Origin of the sequence: Methylopila sp. Yamaguchi (assembly GCF_002897035.1) — a bacterium.
GTDB lineage: Bacteria > Pseudomonadota > Alphaproteobacteria > Rhizobiales > Methylopilaceae > Methylopila.
Map to the genome: position 1 here is coordinate 121,135 of NZ_BAUX01000009.1, position 16,912 is coordinate 138,046.

The 16,912-nt window shown below is 69.9% G+C and carries 17 protein-coding genes and 1 tRNA gene; 7 read left to right on the forward strand and 11 right to left on the reverse strand.

Features of this window, described 5'->3' with window-relative positions:
• Positions 1-2: 2 nt before the first annotated feature.
• From ubiB to METY_RS12220, 3 genes are all read right to left on the reverse strand, one after another.
• Positions 3-1,574, reverse strand: coding sequence for a 2-polyprenylphenol 6-hydroxylase (gene ubiB / locus METY_RS12210; protein ID WP_103121668.1), 1,572 nt, complete (start codon positions 1,572-1,574; stop codon positions 3-5).
• A 55-nt stretch (positions 1,575-1,629) separates the two neighbouring features.
• Positions 1,630-2,403 carry a bifunctional demethylmenaquinone methyltransferase/2-methoxy-6-polyprenyl-1,4-benzoquinol methylase UbiE gene (ubiE, locus tag METY_RS12215; RefSeq protein WP_103121669.1) on the reverse strand — a complete coding sequence of 258 codons (774 nt, stop codon included), beginning with the start codon at positions 2,401-2,403 and terminating at the stop codon, positions 1,630-1,632.
• 72 nt (positions 2,404-2,475) lie between these two features.
• Positions 2,476-3,567 (reverse strand): DUF2125 domain-containing protein, encoded by a 1,092-nt coding sequence (locus METY_RS12220; RefSeq protein ID WP_103121670.1) that lies wholly within the window; start codon positions 3,565-3,567, stop codon positions 2,476-2,478.
• A 130-nt stretch (positions 3,568-3,697) separates the two neighbouring features.
• Here METY_RS12220 and METY_RS12225 point away from each other — a divergent pair, with 130 nt between their 5' ends.
• Positions 3,698-4,240, forward strand: a complete 543-nt coding sequence (locus tag METY_RS12225; RefSeq protein WP_103121671.1) for a gamma-glutamylcyclotransferase — start codon at positions 3,698-3,700, stop codon at positions 4,238-4,240.
• Here the strand turns inward: METY_RS12225 and METY_RS20875 are convergent.
• The 5 genes from METY_RS20875 to ftsE form a co-directional block, all read right to left on the reverse strand.
• Positions 4,141-4,641, reverse strand: a complete 501-nt coding sequence (locus tag METY_RS20875) for a hypothetical protein (protein WP_146035716.1) — start codon at positions 4,639-4,641, stop codon at positions 4,141-4,143. The two genes, METY_RS12225 and METY_RS20875, sit on opposite strands and share 100 nt — an antisense overlap.
• 72 nt (positions 4,642-4,713) lie before the next feature.
• On the reverse strand, positions 4,714-5,517 hold the full coding sequence (locus METY_RS12230; protein WP_103121672.1) for a lysophospholipid acyltransferase family protein: 804 nt from the start codon (positions 5,515-5,517) through the stop codon (positions 4,714-4,716).
• A 19-nt stretch (positions 5,518-5,536) separates the two neighbouring features.
• Entirely contained in the window at positions 5,537-6,238 is a 702-nt protein-coding gene (locus METY_RS12235; RefSeq protein ID WP_244593636.1) for a YdcF family protein, read from the reverse strand.
• Positions 6,239-6,301: 63 nt separating this feature from the next.
• On the reverse strand, positions 6,302-7,297 hold the full coding sequence (locus tag METY_RS12240) for a cell division protein FtsX (RefSeq protein ID WP_103121674.1): 996 nt from the start codon (positions 7,295-7,297) through the stop codon (positions 6,302-6,304).
• A complete protein-coding gene (gene ftsE, locus METY_RS12245; protein ID WP_020187318.1) occupies positions 7,294-7,953 on the reverse strand; it encodes a cell division ATP-binding protein FtsE in 660 nt (219 codons plus the stop codon). Before ftsE ends, METY_RS12240 begins: the two co-directional genes overlap by 4 nt.
• 168 nt (positions 7,954-8,121) lie before the next feature.
• Here ftsE and METY_RS12250 point away from each other — a divergent pair, with 168 nt between their 5' ends.
• The 3 genes from METY_RS12250 to METY_RS12260 are packed head-to-tail and all read left to right on the forward strand — an operon-like array spanning position 8,122 to position 9,989.
• Positions 8,122-9,009 carry an MJ0042-type zinc finger domain-containing protein gene (locus METY_RS12250; protein WP_103121675.1) on the forward strand — a complete coding sequence of 296 codons (888 nt, stop codon included), beginning with the start codon at positions 8,122-8,124 and terminating at the stop codon, positions 9,007-9,009.
• A 29-nt stretch (positions 9,010-9,038) separates the two neighbouring features.
• Positions 9,039-9,587 carry a hypoxanthine phosphoribosyltransferase gene (gene hpt / locus METY_RS12255; protein ID WP_103121676.1) on the forward strand — a complete coding sequence of 183 codons (549 nt, stop codon included), beginning with the start codon at positions 9,039-9,041 and terminating at the stop codon, positions 9,585-9,587.
• Positions 9,588-9,599: 12 nt separating this feature from the next.
• Positions 9,600-9,989 (forward strand): response regulator, encoded by a 390-nt coding sequence (locus METY_RS12260; protein ID WP_103121677.1) that lies wholly within the window; start codon positions 9,600-9,602, stop codon positions 9,987-9,989.
• Between the two features lie 4 nt (positions 9,990-9,993).
• On the opposite strand, the gene METY_RS12265 is transcribed toward METY_RS12260, so the two are convergent.
• Both METY_RS12265 and METY_RS12270 read right to left on the reverse strand, forming a co-directional pair.
• On the reverse strand, positions 9,994-10,614 hold the full coding sequence (locus METY_RS12265) for a 2-dehydro-3-deoxy-6-phosphogalactonate aldolase (protein ID WP_103121678.1): 621 nt from the start codon (positions 10,612-10,614) through the stop codon (positions 9,994-9,996).
• Positions 10,614-11,567, reverse strand: coding sequence for a 2-dehydro-3-deoxygalactonokinase (locus METY_RS12270; RefSeq protein WP_103121679.1), 954 nt, complete (start codon positions 11,565-11,567; stop codon positions 10,614-10,616). Before METY_RS12270 ends, METY_RS12265 begins: the two co-directional genes overlap by 1 nt.
• Before the next feature lie 96 nt (positions 11,568-11,663).
• On the opposite strand from METY_RS12270, the gene METY_RS12275 reads away from it, so the two are divergent.
• The 3 genes from METY_RS12275 to METY_RS12285 all read left to right on the forward strand — a co-directional run bounded on the left by METY_RS12275 (position 11,664) and on the right by METY_RS12285 (position 16,634).
• Positions 11,664-12,914 carry an acyl-CoA dehydrogenase gene (locus METY_RS12275; protein WP_444849086.1) on the forward strand — a complete coding sequence of 417 codons (1,251 nt, stop codon included), beginning with the start codon at positions 11,664-11,666 and terminating at the stop codon, positions 12,912-12,914.
• Between the two features lie 99 nt (positions 12,915-13,013).
• Positions 13,014-14,081, forward strand: a complete 1,068-nt coding sequence (locus METY_RS12280) for a polysaccharide pyruvyl transferase family protein (protein ID WP_244593631.1) — start codon at positions 13,014-13,016, stop codon at positions 14,079-14,081.
• Positions 14,082-14,105: 24 nt separating this feature from the next.
• Positions 14,106-16,634, forward strand: a complete 2,529-nt coding sequence (locus tag METY_RS12285; protein ID WP_103121681.1) for a hypothetical protein — start codon at positions 14,106-14,108, stop codon at positions 16,632-16,634.
• Positions 16,635-16,795: 161 nt separating this feature from the next.
• Here the strand turns inward: METY_RS12285 and METY_RS12290 are convergent.
• Positions 16,796-16,881: transfer RNA gene (locus tag METY_RS12290), tRNA-Leu, on the reverse strand.
• Positions 16,882-16,912 lie beyond the last annotated feature (31 nt).

Here is a 16,912-nt window from a genome sequence, read left to right on the forward strand (position 1 = left end):
GCTTAGCGGAAGACGTATACCAGCAGCCCGACCGCGATCCCGATCAAGGCCAGATTGCTCCACAGCGCCGCCCGGCGCACGCCGCCGACGATCGCCTGGATGCTTTCCTCCGAATAGCTCAGGCCGCCGCGCACGACCTCCTCGAACTCGATCGAGGTGCGTTCGATCCGCAGCAGAAGCTCCGGAACCGCGCCGAGGCCACGCAGGAGCTGGCGGAGCTCTTCGGCCGCCGTCTCGGCGATCCCCACCGGCCCCAGGTTGCGCTCCAGCCATTCCCGGACGACGGGGGCGGCGGTCGCCCACATGTCGAGCTTCGGGTCGAGCGACCGCGCGACGCCCTCCACCACGACCATTGTCTTCTGCAGCATCAGCAGCTCGGGCCGCGTCTGCATCTGGAACAGCTCCGTCACCTCGAACAGCAGCGTGAGGAGCTTGGCCATCGAGATCTGGTCTGCGGTGCGGGAATGGATCGGCTCGCCGATGGCGCGGAGCGCGCGGGCGAACTCCTCCACCGACTGGTCGGCCGGAACATAGCCCGCCTCGAAATGCACCTCGGCGATGCGCTTGTAGTCGCGAGTGATGAACCCGTGGAGGATCTCGGCGAGGAAACGCCGCTCCTTCTTGCCGAGCCGGCCGGTCAGGCCGAAATCCACCGCGATCAGGCCTCCGCCCGCGTCCACGAACAGATTCCCCGGGTGCATGTCGGCGTGGAAGAAGCCGTCCCGCATGGCGTGCCGCAGGAAGGTCTGCATCACCAGCTGGCCGAGAGCCGGCAGGTCGAGCCCGGCGGCGATCAGGCCCTCGCGGTCTGAGAGCTTAATCGCCTCGATCCACTCCATGGTGAGCACCCCGCGCGCGGTGCGCTCCCAATCCACCTCGGGCACGCGGAAACCGGGATCGGCGGCGGTGTTCTCCGCAATCTCCGAAAGAGCGGCCGCTTCGAGCCGCAGGTCCATCTCGATCGCGACCGAGCGCGCGAGGGTCTCCACAACCACGACGGGCTTCAAGCGCCGGGCCTTCGGGACCCAACGCTCGATCATGCGCGCGATGGCGAGGAAGGCCTCGAGATCTCGCCCGATCCGATGGGCGACGCCGGGGCGCAGCACCTTGACCGCGACCACGCGCTCGCCGAAGGCGTCACGGACGGTCGCCCGATGCACCTGGGCGATAGAGGCCGCCGCCACCGCCGGTCCGAGCGCGACGAAGCGGGCCGTCAGCGGCGCCGCCAGCGCCTCCTCGATCGCGGCCTCGGCCTGATCCTGGGGGAAAGGGTCGACGCGGTCCTGCAGCCTCTCGAGGTCGCGCGCCGTCCGCAGGCCCACCACGTCGGGCCGGGTCGCGAGGAATTGGCCCAGCTTGACGTAGGACGGTCCGAGGCGCTGCAGCGCGCGGGCGAGCCCGTCGGCGCCGTCGGTTGCGCCGCGCCGCTCGATCAGGCGGCCAAGCCGGATCAGCGTACGGATGTGCGGCGGCAGGTCGATCGGATCCGCGAGCCGGAGCGCGCCCTCCCGCGCCATGACGAAGCCTCCGCGCGCCAGACGCAGCAGGTTCGGCGCGACGCTCAGGACGGACATGACGCCGCCGACGTAGGTCCGCCGTCGGCGGGGGCGCGCGGGATCGACCGTCCGCTCAAATTCGGAAGCCCAGGTGCAGCGCGGCGACGCCGCCGGTCATGGGCGTCGCGGTCACCTGCTCGAAGCCCGCCTCGCGCATCATCTCGGCGAAGGTCGCCGCGTCGGGAAAGCGGCGGATCGACTCGACCAGATACTGGTAGGGCTCGGCGTCGCCGGCCACGAGCTTGCCGAGCTGGGGGATCACCCGGAACGAGAACGCGTCGTAGACCTTGTCGAGACCGGGCACGTCGACGGTCGAGAACTCCAGCACCAGCGCCCGCCCTCCCGGCTTGAGCACGCGCCGCATCTCCTTCAGCGCCTTGGGGATGCGCGGCACGTTGCGGATGCCGAAGGCGATCGTGACCGCGTCGAACGACCGGTCCGGGAACGGCAGCTCCTCGGCGTTGCCCTGCACGAACTCCACCCGCCGGCTGAGCCGCCGGGCGGCCGCGCGCTCCTTGCCGACCGCGAGCATGGCGCCGTTGATGTCGAGCACCGTCACGTCGACGCCGGCGCCGCTCTGTTTCAGCGCGCGGAAGGCGATGTCGCCTGTGCCCCCGGCCACGTCCAGCATCTTGAACGGCCGCGCCGCCTTCGGAAGGGCGATCGCCGTGACCATCGCCGCTTTCCAGGCGCGGTGCAGTCCGCCGGACATCAGGTCGTTCATCAGGTCGTAGCGCGAGGCGACCTTGTGGAAGACCTTGTCGACCAGCCCCTGCTTCTCGGCCGTGCGCACTTCGGAAAAGCCGAAATGCGTGTCTTCGTCGTGCGTTGGGTCAGGTCGGTCCATGGCGTCCTCGGGAGGCGGAACGCTCCGCCTCGGGCGGCGGGACCCTACCGCGGCGGCCCGCGCCGCGCCAGATCAGAACAGGGGCGGCGACCGCCAGAGCTTCACGGGACCGACGGAGAGCCGCCCGTTCGCGATCCGGACGGGGTAGGCGGTGGCGGGCCGGTCGTCGAGCGTCGCCGGCGATCCCAACATCTTGGCGCCCGCGCCGAGCAGCGCCGACAGCAGGTCCTTCTTCCCGTCGCTCTCCTCGCCAGCTCCGAGAAGGGTCTGCACGAGTTGGTCGACCCCTCGGGCGGTGAGGGTGAGCTTCCCCTCCGGCCGGCCCTCGACGTTGAGCGCGAGATCGCCCTTGGCCTCGGCCGCCACGTCGCCGCGGGTGACGCGCGCCAGCGCGACATGGACGCGGCCGCCGGCCTCGGCGAAGGCTCGCAACCGCTCGGAGAGCGGCTGGGGCGCGAGATCGCCCACACCGTGCGCCTCAATCTGCAGTTCCCCCGACACCGGCCCGGCGCCGACCGGCACCAGAGCCAGGGCCGGCGAGGTGGCCTGTTCGACGCGCGCGGCGATGTCGTAGACGCCGTCCGAGCCGTCCGGGGCGCGGCGCAGATGGAGCTCCAGGTGCTTCGCGGCGCCGATCTCGTCGGCGCCCGCCACCAGCCGCGGCGCCGTCAGCGCGATCGAGGTGCGGTCGAATCGGCGGTCGGACGAGACCGCGACGCTCGCCTGCGCGGTCGCAAACGACAGGGTCGCCTTGCGGCCGCCTGCGTCCGTCACCTCGATCGGTCCGCGAACGTCGCCGATCAGCCGGCGCGGATCGTAGATCTGCGCGACCGCGACGAAGCGCGGCGCGGTCGCGACGATGGGTCCGCCGTCCGCCGGCAGGCTCGCCGTGGCGCCGTTGCAGGAGAGCTCGATCCGGAACGGAAACCCGGAGGCGCCACGCTCGGCGCAGGAGTAGGTTCGCCCGCGCTTGGCTTCACGCGCGATCCAGGCGTCAGCGGCTTCGGTAGCCTTCCCGGCCGCCACGAACCAGAACACGGACCAGCCCGCCGCCAGCGCGACCAGAAGGCCCACGGGCAGGAACACGCCCCAGCGCGACAGGCCGCGAGCGGGCGGCGGCGCCTCGGGGAAGCGGGTCGGCGGCGGCGACATCGGCGGCGTCATGAGCGGATCTCATTCTCTGCGCGGGCAGACGCGACGCGCCGTCGTCTTGCCGCGACGGCGCTGGGCTGGTACCCGAAACGAACGCCGCCTCCCCTGTCAATCGCTAGGGCCGGTCCTCGACCGAGACGGAATGATTCCGACCGACGTCGACCTGTGGGTGTTCGCCTACGGCTCCCTTATGTGGCGGCCGGGCTTCGCGTTCGTCGAGCAATCGCCGGCGACTGTCGACGGCTATCACCGCGCGCTCTGCATCGCCTCCCATCGCCACCGCGGAACTCCCGAGCGGCCGGGCCTCGTGCTCGGCCTCGACGAAGGCGGCTCGTGCCAGGGGATCGCGTTCCGGGTCGACGCCGCGCATGTGCCAGGCACCCTCGCCTATCTGCGCGAGCGCGAGCTGGTGACCCACGTGTACCGTGAAACGCTGCTGCCCACGCGTCTCGACGGAGACCGGACCGTGCAAGCGCTCGCCTATGTCGTGGACCAGGAGCATCCCCAGTACGTGGGACTGCTGCCTCCGGAAGAGACCCTGGCGCGCGTCCGCTGCAGCGTCGGCGCCGCGGGACCCAACCCCGATTACGTCCTGAACACCGTTCGGGAGCTGGAGCGGCTCGGCGTGACGGACCCGACGCTCGCGTGGCTCGCCTCCGCGCTCACGCTCAGCACCGACGAGTAGGACTGCGCCCCGTCCGCCAGGTCGTCGATCGCGGCCTTCCGCTTCTCCGCGCTGAGCGCGATCAGATGCACATGCGCCTCGAGGCGCAGGCCAGGCTCGAGACGGAGGCCCGGAAGCCCCGCTCCGCTCTCGCCGGCCCAGACCACCCGGCGGGACCCGTCCGCATCGACCGCAACCACGAGCACGACGCCGTTCTCAATGCGGATGGCCTCGCCGAGCGGCATCACGGTGACGAGATAACGCGCGCCGGACCGGCCACGCCATACGCGGTAGCGGTCGTCGAACGCGCCTTCCTGCGCAACGCGGGCAAGCCCCTGGTCGGCGGCGCCGGTCGCCTCCACGGACATGGCCGCTGCGATTTGCTCGATGACGTCCGCCACTCGTTCGGCCGAATCAGTCATGTCATCCTCCGCCCAAACCCTACCATGGTAAGGGTTTCGCAGTGGAGCCCCACAGACTCGTCAATTGACGATTTATGCGCGAGACGGATCGCCCCCGCAATCCACAGGAAACGTCGTCCCCTCGCCAAGCGATTCCGCCGCTAGCGCCGCGCTTCTCTCTTCGATGCGCTCCTGCAGGACGCGTTCGAAGGTCGCGCGCTCGAGGCCGGGCGGGATCGGCTCCAAAAACTCGATGACCGTCCGGCCGGGGCGTCTCCGCCACGTGCCGCGCGGCCAGAACGCGCCGGTGTCCATCGCGACCGGCGTCACGGGAAGGTCGAGCCGGCGATAGAGATGGGACACCCCGTGCTTGTAGCGCGGCGGGGCGCCGATTGGTCGACGGGTGCCTTCGGGAAAGATGATGATCTGGCGCTCTTCCGCGGCGACGATCTTCGCCTGCGCCAGGATCTGCGCCAGCGCGTCGGAGCCCGAGGACCGGTTGATCGCGATCATGCGCAGCCGCATCAGGAACCAGCCGAAGAACGGAATCCAGGTCAGTTCGCGCTTCAGCACGAACAGGGGATCGCGGATCGCCGGCACCATGGCGAAGGTCTCGAGCTCCGATTGGTGCTTCGCCGCGATGATGGCCGCTCCGGTCGGGATGTGCTGGCGGCCGCGAATCTCGACCTCGATGCCGAGGATCCCGCGCGTGAGCGCGACGCTGCGCCGGCACCAGAACTTCGCGACAGCGAGGGCGTGGCGTCGCGGCAGGAACAGCACGACCGGCAGGGTCGCGGCCGCGATCGCGAAGGTCTGCACCGCAAACGCGACGCTGAAGCCGATGGAGCGCCAGAACACGGGGGCGCCGGCGCGGCGCGGGAGACGAGTCTCGGTCACGGGCAGGTTGTCGCGGCGGTCAGGAGCAGCAGGCCGCCGGCGAGGGGCGCGCCTTAGCGGCGGTCTCGGTCTCGGCCAGACGCGGGGCGAGACGGACGCGCACGAGAGCGGCGACGTATTTCACATATTCGCCGGCCAGCAGCTTCGTCGTCGCCCAGTCGCCCCACCACGGTTCTTCGCGCAGGCGCTCAGTGACGACGGCGTAGGGGATCAGTTCGATGTTCGGCATCTGCCGCGCAAGCTCCATCATCGTGCGTGGCATGTGATAGCCCGAGGTGACGACGACGAGCGAGCGAAACCCGTGGCGCTCGGCCCACCGCCGGGTCTCGATGGCGTTGCCCGCAGTGTTGAGAGCGCGGCGGCCGAGATCGACGCAGCAGCGTGCGAACTGGGCGTAGTCGGGCTGCGCACGGGCGAGCTCCTGCTCGGTGGTCGAAGGATGGACGCCGGAGATCAGGAGACGCCGGCCGCTGCCGGTCGACAGCAGGCGCAGCGCGTCCGCCAGGCGCTCGGCGCCGCCAGTGAGCGCCACGATGCCGTCGCCGTGGACCGAAACCGGCGGCTCGGCCCGCGGGACGCGCGTGAGGAAAACCGCGAACCCGGCCCCGCCGAGCGCGCCCGCCGCCAGGACGAGGACGAGCAAAAGCCGGGCCGCGCGCCAGAACGCGCCGCCCGGCGGCGTCGCCGCTCCGCTGGTTCGCACCTGCGCCTGCCCGTCCATGCTGCTCACGCCGTCCTCATCGTCCAAAGTGCGCCTCGGCGCGCGCCCCTGCAAGCCGCCCCGTCAATCCAGGGCGCGCAGCGTCCGGAAGACGGTGACGCGCGAGGTCACCGCAGTGAGGACCGAGATCAGCACGACGATGGCCACGACGCCCGCGTAGGCCGTCGGCCCGACCTGAAACCGGCCGAACAAGGCGTCCATCTGGTCGACGGCGGCGCTGCCGACGCCCTGCTCGGCCGTCATCTCGGCGAGCAGGAAGGTCCCTATCGCTGCCAGGCCGCCCGCAAGCCCTCCCTTCAGGCCGAGCTTTAGAAAGCGGCGCTGGAACTGGCCGGCGATGTAGCCGTCCTTGGCGCCGACGAAGTGCAGCACCTGGACGATGTCGCGATTCCCGGCCATCGCTCCTCGCGTCGCGAAGACGACCGACAGCACCGTCGCGGCCAGCACCAGCGCGAGCACGCCGAGGCCGAGCGCGACCAGCGTGCGCGCCATGGCGACAAGGCGGTCGAGGAAGCGCCGGTGGTCGTCGAGCGAGGCGCCCGGCGCCTCCCGTTCGAGCGCCGCCTTCAGCGCGGCGGGATCGAAGCGCCCGTCGTCCGACAGACGCAGCACCACGAGCCGCGGGATGGGCAGATCCGAGAACGACAGGCCGGCGCCGAGCCAGGGCTCCAGCAGCCGCGCGGTTTCCGCCTCGCTGTAGGGCCGCACCTCTACGACGCCGGGCGCGGCGCGGGCGATCTCGGCGACGCGCGCCACCGCCGCGTTCATGTCGCGGCCGTCGGAGGGGCGGATCTGCACGGTCGTCTCGCGAACGATGTCCCGCTCCCACCCCGCCGCGGTGGCGCGCACGAGATCGACCGCGCCCGCGGTCAGGGCCGCGAGGTAGGTCATGATCGCGATGACCATCACGAGGGTGTGGCCCGAGACGGAGGAGGCCGGAACGATCGGCCCCTGCCGGCGCGCCCTGGGCGCGCTGGCGGTCTTCGCCTTCGGCCCCGGGGCGGTCTTCGAAGTCGGACGACCCTGGGGCTCCGGCGCGGCGGCGGCGTTGGCGCTCATTCGTAGATGTGCAGTCGGCCGTCGTGGAGCACGAGGCGGCGCGCGTCGTAGAGATCCATGAGGGCGATGTCGTGGGTGGCGATCACGACCGAGGTTCCGGATTTGTGAAGCTCGACGAAGAGCCGGAGGATACGGCGCGCCAGCTGCGGGTCGACGTTGCCGGTGGGCTCGTCGGCCAGCAGCAGCTCGGGCCGCGCGACCAGCGCGCGGGCGATGGCCGCACGCTGTTTTTCGCCGCCGGAGAGAACCGGCGGCAAGGCGTCAAGACGCTCTCCGAGCCCGACCCAACCGAGCAGCTCGACGACCTCCGCACGATACGAACTCTCGTCGCGGCCCGCCACCCTGAGCGGAAGCGCGACGTTCTCATAGGTCGTCATGTGGTCCAGCAGCCGGAAGTCCTGGAACACGACGCCGATCCGACGGCGCAGGCCCGGCAGGTCCTTCTTCGGGAGCGTGGCCATGTCGCGGCCGAAGATGTTGACGAGCCCGCGCGTCGGCTTCAGCGCCAGGAAGAGAAGGCGCAGCAGCGAGGTCTTGCCCGCGCCCGACGGCCCGGTCAGGAACTGGAACGAATTGGATTCGATCTCGAACGTCAGGTCGCGCAACACCTCGGGCCCGGGCCCGTAGCGCAGACCGACGTTTTCGAAACGCAGCATAGGCGAGAGATCCTGGTGCTTCGGGGCGCGGTTCGTAGCCGGACTGCGTTGTCGCGCCGCACGTTTTAACGATCCATTAACGATAAAGTGGCGAGGTCGTGGTGAACCCGGCGCCTCGACGCCGCGCCCGGTGCGCGGCCGCGGGCGGCCTGGGCGTCTGGACCCGCGATGCTGATCGTCTGCCCCGCCTGCTCAGCTTCCTATCGGCTCGCTCCGCAAGCGCTGGGCGCCGGCCGCAAGGTGCGTTGCGCCCGCTGTCGGACGGAGTGGTACGCCGACGCGCCGCTGAACGCCAAGCCCCCCGTCGAGACCGAAGGCCTTCCGCGGCCGGGCGAAATGCTCGCAGCGCGGGACGACCAGCGAAGCGTCGAACCGCGGCAGGCGGACGAGGCGGAATGGGCGCCGGCGACGGACGAGTTTGAGCGCGAGACGTCGCCGGACCTCCCGCCGATCGCCGGCTTCGACGAGGTCGACCCCCTCGACGTGATCGGCGAGGCGCCGGCCGAGCCCGAGCCGAACGCCCTCGCCGGCCGACGCCGCAGAGGCGCCCGGCAGCTGCGCGCCGCTCGCCCCGGCGCGCCGCCGCGGAGCCGGGCGCTCGCCAGCGCCGTCGCCGAGCGCCCCGCCGTCGCCGTCGCAACCTTGGGCGTGGCAGCCGTGTTCGTGGCGATCCTGATGCGCGCGGACCTGGTCGAGGCGGCGCCGTCCTTGGCCTCGCTCTACGCCGGCATCGGCATGCCGGTGAACGTGCGCGGCCTTGAGATTTCCGACGTGCGCTCGGTCGAGGAGATGGAGGAAGGCGCTCCCATGCTGCTCGTGACGGGCGCGATCGCGAACGTCGCTCAGGCGCCGCGCGACGTTCCGCGCCTGCGGCTCGCCGTCGTCGCCGACGATGGACGCGAGGTCTACTCCTGGACGACCGTCGCCGGCCGCACGAAGATCGGCGTCGGCGAAACCACCCAGTTCAAGGCGCGCCTGGCCTCTCCGCCTGCCGAGGGGCGGCGGATCGTCGTGCGCTTCCTCGCTCGGCAAGACCTCGCGACGCACCCGCGCTAAACGTCCGGGCGCCTCTCGAAAGGAACGACATGACCCGTCGCCTGAACGTCCTGTTCGACGCTTCTACGATCGCCGAGCGCAACGCGGAGCTCGCCGCCGCCATCGCCGCGGCGGGCACGGAGCGGCTGCTCGTGATCGCCGTGCTTAAGGGCAGCTTCGTTTTCGCCGCGGATCTGATCCGCGCCCTGCATGCGGCGGGCCTCGCGCCCGAGGTCGAGTTCATCTCGTTGTCGAGCTACCGCGAGGCCACGGTGTCCTCCGGGGCGGTGACGATCGTCCACGACGTCGAGAGCGAGGTCGCCGGCCGCGACGTGCTGCTGGTCGACGACATCCTGGAATCGGGCCGCACCCTCGCCTACGCCAAGGACCTGATGGCGGCCCGCGGCGCGCGGCGGGTGCTCACCTGCGTGCTGCTCGAAAAGCCGCACAAGCGCGCGGTGGTGATCGACGCCGATTTCGTCGGCTTCAAATGTCCCGACCATTTCGTGGTGGGCTACGGCATGGACGTTGCCCACGCCTACCGCGAGCTCCCCTTCGTCGGCGTCGTCGAGGTCGACGCCGACGACGGCCCGACCTGAGGAGACCCCGTCATGGCCCGCATTCTGCTGACCGACGACGAAGAGGCCGTGCGCGGCTTCGTTCAGCGCGCGCTCGAGATGGACGGCCACCAGGTGGCGCAGGCCTTTGACGGCGCCGACGCGCTGGAGAAGCTCAGCGCCGCGCCCGAAAGCTTCGACCTGCTGCTGACCGACATTCGGATGCCGATGATGGACGGCATCGCGCTCGCGCTCGCGGCCGCCCGCGACCACCCCGACACCATGATCCTTTTGATGACCGGCTACGCCGACCAGCGCGAACGGGCGACCGGGCTCGAGGCCCTCATCCACGACGTCGTCACGAAGCCGTTCTCGCTGGCGCAGATCCGTTCCGCCGTGGCCGACGCGCTCGCGGCCCGCGACGCGCAGCGGCTGTCGGCCTAAGCGTTCAGCCGAGCGCGGCCACCGCCGCGCGGAAGGACGCGGCGTTGTCGGCCACGCGGTCGGCGGACAGGCCAGCCGCATAGAGCGCGGAGCCGAGGCCGAACCCGCGCGCGCCGGCGGCCCAATAGCCCGCGAGGCTCTGGGGCGTGACGCCGCCCACGGGAAGGAGGGTCGCGGCCGGGGGCAACACCGCGCGCCAGGCCTTGACCACGGCCGGCGGGATCATCTCCGCCGGAAACAGCTTGAGCGCCGTCGCGCCGTTCGCGAGCGCCGCGAAGCCTTCCGTCGGCGTCGCCACCCCGGGCACGCAGGCGAGACCGAGCGAGGCCGCCCGACGGACCACGGCGGGGTCGCTGTGCGGCATCAGGATCAGTTCGCCGCCGGCGTCGCGGACGCGGTCGACGTCGGCGGGATCGAGCACGGTGCCGGCGCCGATCATCACGTCCGGGAAGCGCCGCGCCAGCCGCGCCACGCTGTCGAGCGGATCCGGCGAGTTCATCGGGATCTCGAGGATTCCGAAGCCGGCCTCGACCAGCGCCTCGGCGACGCTCTCGACCTCGTCCGGCCGGACTCCGCGCAAGATCGCGATCAGCGGAAACGCCGTCAGGCGGTCGTGGAAGCTCATCACTCGTCCTCCCATCCCTGGTCCTCCATGCGCGCAAGAGCCCCGGCAAGGGCGTGCAACCCCTGGAAGGCTAGGTCCTCGCCCGCGGAGGCGGTCTCGATCCCGAACAGGCCGAGCGCCAGGGCGTACCGCTTTGCGAGATCCCCCCGGCCCACGAGCCGCGCGGAACCGGAGGGGGCGCCCATCAGCGCGAGCGCCTCGCACGCTTCCTCGCCGATCAGCAGACCCGACATGTAGCTCGGCAGGGCCTCGGCCGCGAGCCGGTCGAACAGGCCGTGGGTGCGAACCGCGAACAGCTCGTGCAGCGGCGCGCCCGAGCGCCGCGCGGCGGCGCAGCCCTGCGCAAAGGCGTCGGCGTCGAGCCGGGTCTCATCGCCCTCCTCGGGCATCAGCCGGCCGAGGATCGAATGGCGGCGCAGCACGCCGTAGAGTTCGCCCGTCATGAAGGTGTGGAAGCCGACGATCCGGCCGCCGACCACGCGCGCCCATTTGCTGTGTGTGCCGGGCAGCACGAACACGGCGTCCGAGATGTCGGAGGAGGCGATCGCGCCGAAGATCTGGACCTCCTCGCCGCGCATGACGTCCGCCGTCCCATGCGCATGCTCGGCCCGGACGCCGGGCGCGAAACCGACGCGGACACCGCGCGCCGTGGTCGTCCAGGCCATCGCCCGGGCGAGATCGTCGAAGCCCGCCGGGCAGGCGGCGTAGGGCGCCTCGACCCAACCCTGCCGGCTGCCGATCATGCCCGACGCAAGCACGCGGGCCGCTGGCCGGCGCGCGAGCCAGGGCGAGATCAGCGCCTCGAAGATGCTGTCGAAGCTGCGGCCGTTCGCGAACATGATCCCGTCCGGCGACGACAGCCGATCCTCGATCGTTCCGTCCGGCGCCATAAGCGCCGCGCGAAGCGAGGAGGTCCCCCAGTCGAGGGCGATAAGGCTGCGATCGGCGGTCATGCGGCGTTCCGGATCCAGCGCGCGGGCGCCGTTCCGAGCTAGACGAGCCGAACGAAGAAGGACAGGCCTTTCTGACGCCGCACGGTCTGCCTATGGATGGGCGCGACCAAGATCGCCGGAGACAGTCCCTTGACCGACGCCCCCGCCCGCGACGTTCACACGCCCTCAAGCGCCGCCTTCGACTGGTCCGATCCGTTCGACCTCGAGTCCCAGCTGTCCGAGGAGGAGAGGCTCGTGCGGGACACCGCGCGGGATTACGCGCAGGAGCGGCTGTTTCCGCGGGTTCGCGACGCCTACCGCACCGAGACCTTCGATCGCGCGATCATGACGGAGATGGGCGCGCTCGGGCTCCTGGGCCCGACCCTCCCGGAGGCCTACGGCGGCGCGGGCCTCGGCTATGTCGCCTATGGGCTCGCGGCGCGCGAGATCGAGCGGGTGGACTCCGGCTACCGCTCGGCGATGAGCGTCCAGTCGTCGCTCGTGATGCATCCGATCTGGGCCTACGGTTCGGAGGAGCAGCGCCGGCGCTTCCTCCCACGGCTCGCCCGCGGCGAGGCCATCGGCTGCTTCGGGCTCACCGAGCCGGACGCGGGCTCCGACCCCGCCGGGATGCGGACGCGCGCGACGCGCATCGACGGCGGCTACCGGCTCTCCGGCGCGAAGACCTGGATCACCAACGCGCCGGTCGCCGACCTCTTCGTGGTCTGGGCCAAATCCGACGCGCATGACGGCGCGATCCGCGGGTTCCTGCTCGAGAAGGGCGTCAAGGGCCTGTCCGCGCCGAAGATCGAAGGCAAGCTCTCGCTTCGCGCCTCCGTCACCGGCGAGATCGTCATGGACGCCGTCGAGGTCGAGGACGATGCCCTGCTGCCCAACGTTTCCGGCCTCAAAGGTCCGTTCGGCTGCCTCAACCGCGCCCGCTATGGTATCGCCTGGGGCGCGATCGGCGCGGCGGAGTTCTGCTGGCGCGCCGCGCGGCAATACGCGATCGACCGCGTGCAGTTCGGCCGCCCGCTCGCCCAAACCCAGCTCGTGCAAAAGAAACTCGCCGACATGCAGACCGAGATCGCGCTCGGTCTCCAGATCGCGCTCCGCGCGGGCCGCCTGTTCGACGAAGGCCGGCTGGCGCCGGAGGCGATCTCGCTGATCAAGCGCAACGCCTGCGGCAAAGCGCTCGAGATCGCCCGGCTGGCGCGCGACATCCACGGCGGCAACGGCGTGTCGGACGAGTACCACGTCATGCGCGTCTCCCAGAACCTCGAGGCGGTGAACACCTACGAGGGAGCCCACGACGTCCACGCTCTCATTCTGGGACGCGCTCAAACCGGGCTGCAGGCGTTTTTCTGAGAAGGGACCGTTCGTCTTGAACCTTCGGCGTAGGCATGCCACCGTTCGCCGGGGACAATCAAAAAAACAACAATGGCTGCGTCGAAGGAGCTCGCGTCGATGGCACGCGCGCGATCATTGGTTGTTCGGGGTTACTATGGCAACGGCAACTGCGGCGATGAGGCGCTCCTGGCAACGCTGCTGCAGTACTTTTCACCGGCTTACCGATTCATCGTTTCGGTCAACGACGCCGGCCGCGTCGCCGCAAACCTGAAGAAGAAAAAGATCGGCGCCTACGCCGACGTCAAAGTCGTGTGGAGCCTCGACCGCGGCGTCGTGACGAGGCGCGACGTGGCGGGCTTCCTGCTTGGGGGCGGAGGGCTTGGATTGGGTTTCGGTTGGGACCAGTACATGTTCGCCTGGCGCAAGGGAAAGAAGATCATCCACACCGGTGTCCACGTCACCGAAGAGTACGTGTCGCCGGCGCGGGACGCGTTCAACGACGTGACCCGCGCTTTGCTAGGGTCGGCGCATTTCTTCAGCGTCCGACACCGCCTCTCGGTGGAGACCGCCGCGCGGCTTGGCGTGCAGGCCGCCTATGTTCCTGACTGGGCGTTCGCGCTTAAAGCGGAGCCGGGCCCGACGCCCGGCCGTGACTACGTCGTGGTCACGATCCGGGCCGACGCCCACCAGCGCAATCCGCACACGCTTCGCTGCCTGCAGAGCATCGCCGCCTTCGCAGAAGCGGAGGGCCTCGAGGTCGTGCTTCTGCCCTTCGACGTCAGCGACCAGCGGCTGACAAAGCGGCTGAAGGTCCCCGGCCAGATGTTCGGCGGGCTGTTCTATCGCCCGGCCTACGTGAAACACCTGATTGCGCACGCAAGAGTTGCCTTTTCTCTTGGCCGCTATCACCCGATCGTCTTCGCCATGGCGTCGGACGTGCCGGTGTTCAGCGTGGACGCGGTGCGGCGCGGCCGCTCGGACGACAAGACATGCCTGCAGCTGATCGAGGAAGGCCTCGACGACTTCCATTTTCCGATTGACCGTCTCGACGACTTTACGCCGGCGGAAATCGGGCGCCTTGTGCGCCGCTACGCCGTCTCCGGAACGTATTCAAAGAGCTTTATGAACAACGCCGCTCTCGTGGACGCCGCAGCGGGGCGGATCCACGAGATCCTGCAATCCTGATCGAAGTCTTGGTACGGTGGCACGATGAACGTCATTCAGCTTTGCGGTTCGTTCGGCGAACGGTGCGGCATCGCGCGGTACACGCAGTATGTCGCGGACACCTTGTCGCTCCTCGGCGTCAACAACCGCATCGTCCGCTCGTGCGGACAGCTCGAGGCGCTGCTGAGCGCCGGCGAGGCTGCGGGCCAGACCGAGCCGACCCTCGTGCTCGTGCAGCATGAGTACGGCATCTACGACATGCTGAGCGAGCTGTCCTCGGGCGACTCGACCAGCAACATCCTCGCGACGCTGACCGAGCTGTCGACGCGCGGCCGCATCCGCGCCGCGGCCTTCATCATGCACACCGTGGTCGCGCGCGACCACGTGCTGAGCTTCGCGAACAAGCAGCTGTTCACCAGCCGCTTCCCGGTGTTCCACCTGAACCGCCTGGGCGCGGCCCAGGGCGGCGTCGAGTTTCTGGAGCACGGCGTCTATCGCATGCCCGGCTCCAACCTCGACCGGATGCTGAAGGGCGAGATGGATATCGACGCCTTCGCGGAGCGCCAGCTTGCGACGAAGTCGGTCGGCACCTTCGGCCTGCTGTCGCCCAACAAGATGCCGCGGCGGATCATCGAACTCGCCGGCGCCCACAACCTGGAGCTCAAGGCCAATTTCGCGAGCCGGTCCAAGGTCGATCCCAAGCGGCTGCTCCGGTTCCTCGACGAGGCGCATGTCACCGGCACCATCGGCTTCGACTTCCTCTCGGAGGAAGACCTCCTCCGGACGATCGAGACGGCCAGCTTCGTCGGCAGCTTCCAGGAGGACTTCAACCACTACGCGACCAGCGGCTCCACCCGCTTCCTGCTGAACTCCGGCGTGCCGCTGATCGTGAATAGCGTCACTTGTTTCATGGATCTCAGCGAAGTCGCGGTGTTCGTGGACGACTCCCGCAGCGAGCTGCTTGCGCGGATGATGGTCGACCGTGATCTCTACAAGTCGAAGATCGCCGACGTGGTGCGCTTCAGCCGCGACAATACCATGGAGAGGGTCTACGAGCGCCTGCTGAACGACGCCGTCTACCACTTTGATCGGAAGAAGGACGGCAAGCAGCGCTACGTCTACTACTACCAGAACCTCATGAGCACGCCCGCTCTCAAGGACGCCGTACGTTTTTTCAGCATCGACGAGCCCGAGATGACGGCGGCGGGCATCTTGAACGCCGTCAATCGGCGGTTCAGCGCCGTGGCCCCTAAGGCCGTCTGGGAGAGTTACCTCGACACCTCAAAGAGCATCTCGGATCCCGAACTGCTCGAAGAGTTTGATCCCAGGTTCGACCCGAAGGCGAACCCCGTCTGGGAGCGGCCGAGCGACGATCCGCGCCCGGTCGACGGCACCGCCGCCCTGCGCGCCGCGAACAGCGCCCTCACCGCGTGGACGCCGCCGACGCTCAGCCGTCTCGCGATGATCCCGCCCTCGCGCTGGCGGGACTATCTCAGCCGGGCGGGCGGCGTCGCCGACCAGAACGCCCTGCAGACCATCGGCGCGATCGATCCCAACGCGACGGTCGGCGAGCGGCTGCGCATCACGGCGGAGGCCCTCGCCGGGCACCAGATGCGCACGCCGGGCCACGGCGCGCACCTCATCGACGACGCCCTGGCGCGCACCGTGTTCTACTCCTCCGAGATCGACTCGTTGCCGAGCGCCGAGCGCGCCTACTGCGTCGCCCTGATGCTCGACCGGCAGCCCCCGGATGAAGGCCGCCTCAAGCTGTTCAAGCACCTCTTCGACAACGGCGCCTCTATCGCTGATTTCGTCGGGACCTCGGAGTTTGAGAACTCGCTGATCGACCTCGCCGACGGCGGCGCCAGCACGCGCTTCGGCAAGGCGACCTTCGGGCCCGCCTTCACCGCGACGCTCGAAGGCCGGTCCTCGCGCGTGGCGTTCTGGCGGCAGTTCATCCGGCGCCGATTCAACCTCCCCGCGTCGGCGGGAGAGTTCGACGTTCACAACGCCGGCGACATCCTGGAGGTGCGCCCGGGCGAGCCCGATCGCGCGGGCTGGACCGAGTTCGCCACGGCGATGCGCGACCAGCGTTTCCGTTTCCCGGTCGCGGCCATGGAGCCCTTCGCCGGGCTCGCGGGCGATCGTCCGTGGTTCGAGATCGCGCTCTACGCGCTCTCGCTTAAGAACGCGCGCATCGTGACGTCGCACAAGGAGTTCACCTCCTCCTGGACGCGGGCGCAGCAGGTGTTCAGCCAGGACGAGGAGCTTCCCGACTTCGATTTCTTCCTCCTGCACAAGGACGCAGCGCGCGCCTTCATTCCGCTGCTCGAGCGCCGCCAGCCGACGCCCTGCCTCGCCTTCGCGAACGAGGTGTTCTTCGTGGTCTCCGACCTCAGCAAGATCACGCGCATGTACGATGGCGTCCACGGCGGCGGCTTCATCGCCCCGCCGCGCGAGCCGGCGCCCGCGCCCAAGCCTCTGCCGACGGTCGCAGCGCCTCCGCCTTCGGCCGACGTCGACGCCGCCACCGCGGCGGCGGTGGCCGCGCATCCCCAACCTTGGGAAGTGTGAGGGCGAGCGCCGAGCGGAGCCCTGCGACGGCGGGAGCAGGTTGCGAAGGAACGGCTCGCTGAGGCGGCTTTCCGTGATCCTCCCCGCGGCTGCGGCGCAATCTCGAAAGAGGGACGCCGCCAGAGGAGAGGGCCGGACATCAGATTGGCCGATGGAGACCGTGGTGCGGGTGGTCGGACTCGAACCGACACTCTGTCGCCAGAAACGGATTTTGAGTCCGTCGCGTCTACCGTTCCGCCACACCCGCACGAGGGCCTCGCCGAAGCGGCGCCACGATG